Genomic DNA, 4,108 nt, shown 5'->3' on the forward strand with positions numbered 1-4,108 from the left:
GTCTGAATTTCCTTCACGAAGCACGGGATTTACAGCACTGCCTTTTATTTTATCATAGCGACTTTTGATATCTTTTTCCCTCTCGTTTTGTGGTTCTTCAGGGTAATTGGGTATTGCATATCCTTTTTGTTGAAGCTCTTTGATAGAAGCATTGAGCTGGGGTACAGAGGCACTTATATTGGGAAGTTTTATAATATTTGCTTCTGGGGTTTTTGCCAGTTTACCTAATTCTTCTAAATCATCAGCGACTTTTTGTGTTTCAGAGAGGTAGTCCGGAAATTTAGCAAGAATTCTTCCTGCCAGAGAAATATCCCTTGTTTCCAGTTGAATTCCTGCAGGTGCTGTAAATGCCTGTACTATGGGTAAAAATGAATAAGTGGCCAGAGCCGGCGCCTCATCTGTTTTGGTATAAATGATCGTTGATTTTTTAGTCATGCTATCAAATTTTTAAGAAAATTAAATCTGTGTTCAATCAAGGTTGATTGATGGATTGCAAATATACGCATTCAAAATGCCTTTTAAAAGCAACAGAATAAATTATGTTAGGTTTCAATCTAGGGTTTGGCTAAATAATTATTACCTTAGTGGTAAATAAATAGAGTCAATCATTTTTTGTTTCCATTGAATATGAACTCCGGCATTCAATCTATAAAAATCCATCGTAAAGAAGCCGACTTAACTACAACAAAGGATGATCTTGTTGCAGTAGAAGCACCTCTTGAAATTCAGGTGCAGCATTCCAATGAAAGTCAGGCAAAATCAATTTCGGTTACGATGCGCACTCCCGGAAATGACACCGGTTTGGCACTTGGTTTTTTGTTTACAGAAGGGTTGATTAAGAATTATCAACAAGTTAAAAACGCATTTTCGTTTGGAGAGAACGTTGTAGTGGTTCAATTGAATGAAGGAGAAACCATAGAACTTCAAAACAGCGAACGAAATTTCTATACCACTAGCAGCTGCGGCGTTTGTGGAAAATCAAGCATCGAAGCAATACAAACTATTTCACAGTTTAAAATCAAAAGTGCGGGTGTTCCGTTTGAAGAAGTGTTTTTTGGCCTTAAAAAAACGTTAGAAAAACAACAATCACTCTTTAGTCTAACCGGAGGAATTCACGCTGCTGCAATTTTTAAATTAAATGGGGAATTAGAATTGATCCAGGAAGATGTGGGGCGTCACAATGCTTTAGATAAGCTCATTGGGGTTGCACTTCAAAAACAATTACTTCCACTTGAAAATCGTATTTTACTATTAAGTGGTCGGGCCAGTTTTGAGCTGGTTCAAAAAGCGATTATGGCTGGAATTGGAACTATAGTTGCTGTTGGTGCACCTTCAAGCCTGGCAGTTCAACTTGCCCGTGAAAACGATCAAATACTTATCGGATTTTTAAAACAAGACAGTTTTAACATCTATTCCGGTTCACTAGGTTAAAATTTGCCCTGAAACTTTATAGAATTCATTATATTTGGTATGAACAATAACTGAAAGTAGGTTTTAAAACTGCTTTAATAATCAAGTATTCATGTCCAAAAACTTAAGTGAACTTTCTGCCCGAAAAGGATTAAAAGACAATCTTTTTGACCGAATGGGTAAACTAGCACGTCAAAACGGTACCCCAGAAAAAGATGAACTGGAACGGCTGGCTGATGAATTTCTAATCGGGACTGCAAACACCTTTGGTACGACTACTTTTTACGACTTTATGAAACCTGAGAACAAAAGCAAGAAAGTGTATGTCTGTAATGGAACTGCTTGTGTCTGTGCAGGAACTCAGGATGAAGTGATTGATGTTTTAAAACAAAATTTTAAGGCCGAAGAAATTGGACATATGACTTGTTTGGGGAGATGTCATGAAAACAGTGCCTTTCACTATGAAGGAACTAATTTTTCCGGGGAAGCCATCAAGCATTTTGATATTAAAAATACAGATATCATTCAAAAATCTGCTAAAGACAATTACATTGTAAAAGCCAACGGAAAACAAATTCTTACCAAGCCATTTACAAGTATTGATGAATATTACGCTCCATTTAAAATCGCGTTAAAAACTGATGCGGTTCAAGTATTGGAAGAAATAAAAACCTCAAACGTAAGGGGAAGAGGCGGAGCCGGTTTTCCCATGGGTTTGAAACTCGAGTTTTGCCGCAATGCCCAAAGCGATGTCAAATTTATTATCTGTAATGCTGACGAAGGAGACCCTGGTGCCTATTCAGACCGCTATTTGCTTGAAGAACGTCCTCATTCGGTTTTATTTGGAATGCTTATCTCCGGGTATGTTACCGGTGCTAGTCACGGAGTTTTGTACATCAGAGCAGAGTATCCGGAATCTGTTGCAGTTGTTCAGGAAGCCATAGATGCACTTAAAGAGAAAGGTTTGTGTGGTAAGAACATTCAAGGTAGTGGTTTTGATTTTGAATTTAAAATCATTCAGGCACAAGGTTCTTATATCTGTGGCGAAGAAACAGCGTTGATCAACTCCATAGAAGGTCAACGTCCTGAAGTTCGCGTTAGGCCACCCTTTCCTGCACAACAGGGATTGTTTAATAAACCAACGATTGTCAACAATGTAGAAACGCTGGCCACATTGCATTATATACTTGAAAACGGCGGTGCCAACTGGCAAGAACTAGGAACAGAAAAATCCACCGGCACAAAACTCATAAGTCTGGATAGTTTTTTTAAGAACCCCGGAATTTATGAAGTTGAAATGGGAACTTCTCTTTCTGAAGTAGTTTACGAAATGGGGGGCGGGTTTAAAGCTCCAGTAAAAGCCATGCAAATTGGAGGGCCGCTTGGCGGATTGGTTCCTGTAAGTAAAATTAACGATTTAGAAATCGATTTTGAATCGTTTTCACAAAATGGATTTCTATTAGGTCACGCATCAATTATTTGTTTGCCTGAAGATTTTCCAATCATAAAATTTATAGAACATTTATTTGATTTTGCTTCTTATGAAAGTTGCGGAAAATGTTTTCCCTGCCGATTAGGAACCAAACGTGGTCAGGAATTGGCTCAAAAAGCAATGACTTCAGATTACAAAATTGACCGAATATTATTTGATGATTTACTGAATACATTGGAAAAAACATCCCTTTGCGCCCATGGAGGCGGAATCCCCTTACCGGTAAAGAATGCACTCATCTATTTTGAAGATGAGCTAAAACACTATTTTAACTAGATAAGCCGTAATTATGAAAACAGCTTTTATCAACAATATACCCTATGAAATTCAAAATGGAGAAACCGTTTTGTCATTTCTCAGAAGACATAAAGGGCAGCAAGCCGTTCCTACACTTTGTGATGCTCCTAATCTTGATCCCTTTGGCTCCTGCAGGGTTTGTTCTGTAGATGTTGCTATTGAAGAAAACGGAAAACCTAAAACAATGGCTTCTTGTCATACTCCTGTTGCTGAAGGTCAATACATCTATCCGGATTCCAAATCGATTCAATCCTTAAGAAAAAATCTTATAGAACTTGTTTTAACAGATCACCCATTGGATTGCCTCACCTGTGAAGTCAATGGAAACTGTGAATTGCAAACAGTAGCCGCTCAGGTTGGAATTCGTGATGTGCGTTATCCTGAAGGTGAAAATCATCTTTTCAGGGAAAAGGATTTGAGCCACCCTTATATGACTTCAGATCTTTCCAAATGTATCAATTGCTATCGTTGTGTAAGAGCTTGTGACGAAGTGCAGGGCGAATTTGTACTTAGTATGGCCGGTCGCGGTTTTGATTCTCATATTATCAAAGGTAATAATCAAAGCTTTATGGATTCTGATTGTGTGAGTTGTGGTGCTTGTTCTCAAGCTTGTCCTACATCTGCAATTTCAGATATTTTTCAATCCAAAGCCATTGGAGCGACAGATGTTACCCGAACCATTTGTACCTATTGTGGGGTGGGTTGTAATTTGGATGTTTCCACAAGAAGTGATGAAATAGTAAGCATTCAAGCGCCCTATGATGCAGAAGTCAATCAGGGACACACTTGTTTAAAAGGTCGTTATGCATTTAAGTTTTATGACCATCCTGACCGACTAGATGCACCTATGATTAAACGTGACGGTAAATTTGAAAAGGTTAGTTGGGATGAAGCTTATGACTATATAGC

The 4,108-nt window shown here is 38.2% G+C and carries 4 protein-coding genes; 3 read left to right on the forward strand and 1 reads right to left on the reverse strand.

All coding sequences use genetic code 11. The features are described from left to right. Positions 1-435, reverse strand: a 435-nt coding sequence (locus AACY61_RS09845; protein WP_339611409.1) for an NADP-dependent isocitrate dehydrogenase, incomplete at its 3' end; no start/stop codon positions are given. 192 nt (positions 436-627) lie between these two features. Between AACY61_RS09845 and fdhD the strand changes: the two genes are divergently transcribed. From fdhD to AACY61_RS09860, 3 genes are all read left to right on the forward strand, one after another. Then, on the forward strand, positions 628-1,431 hold the full coding sequence (gene fdhD, locus AACY61_RS09850) for a formate dehydrogenase accessory sulfurtransferase FdhD (RefSeq protein WP_339611410.1): 804 nt from the start codon (positions 628-630) through the stop codon (positions 1,429-1,431). Between the two features lie 91 nt (positions 1,432-1,522). Beyond that, positions 1,523-3,178, forward strand: coding sequence for an NADH-ubiquinone oxidoreductase-F iron-sulfur binding region domain-containing protein (locus tag AACY61_RS09855; RefSeq protein ID WP_339611411.1), 1,656 nt, complete (start codon positions 1,523-1,525; stop codon positions 3,176-3,178). Between the two features lie 13 nt (positions 3,179-3,191). Next, positions 3,192-4,108: 4Fe-4S binding protein (locus tag AACY61_RS09860; protein WP_339611412.1), on the forward strand; the 917-nt coding region annotated here is incomplete at its 3' end.

This window comes from uncultured Planktosalinus sp. (assembly GCF_963973675.1).
In the GTDB taxonomy this organism is placed as follows: domain Bacteria; phylum Bacteroidota; class Bacteroidia; order Flavobacteriales; family Flavobacteriaceae; genus Planktosalinus.

Coding starts and splice junctions, on each gene's coding strand:
- fdhD (WP_339611410.1), top strand. CDS start 628: ATGAACTCCGGCATTCAATCTATAAAAATCCATCGTAAAGAAGCCGAC.
- AACY61_RS09855 (WP_339611411.1), top strand. CDS start 1,523: ATGTCCAAAAACTTAAGTGAACTTTCTGCCCGAAAAGGATTAAAAGAC.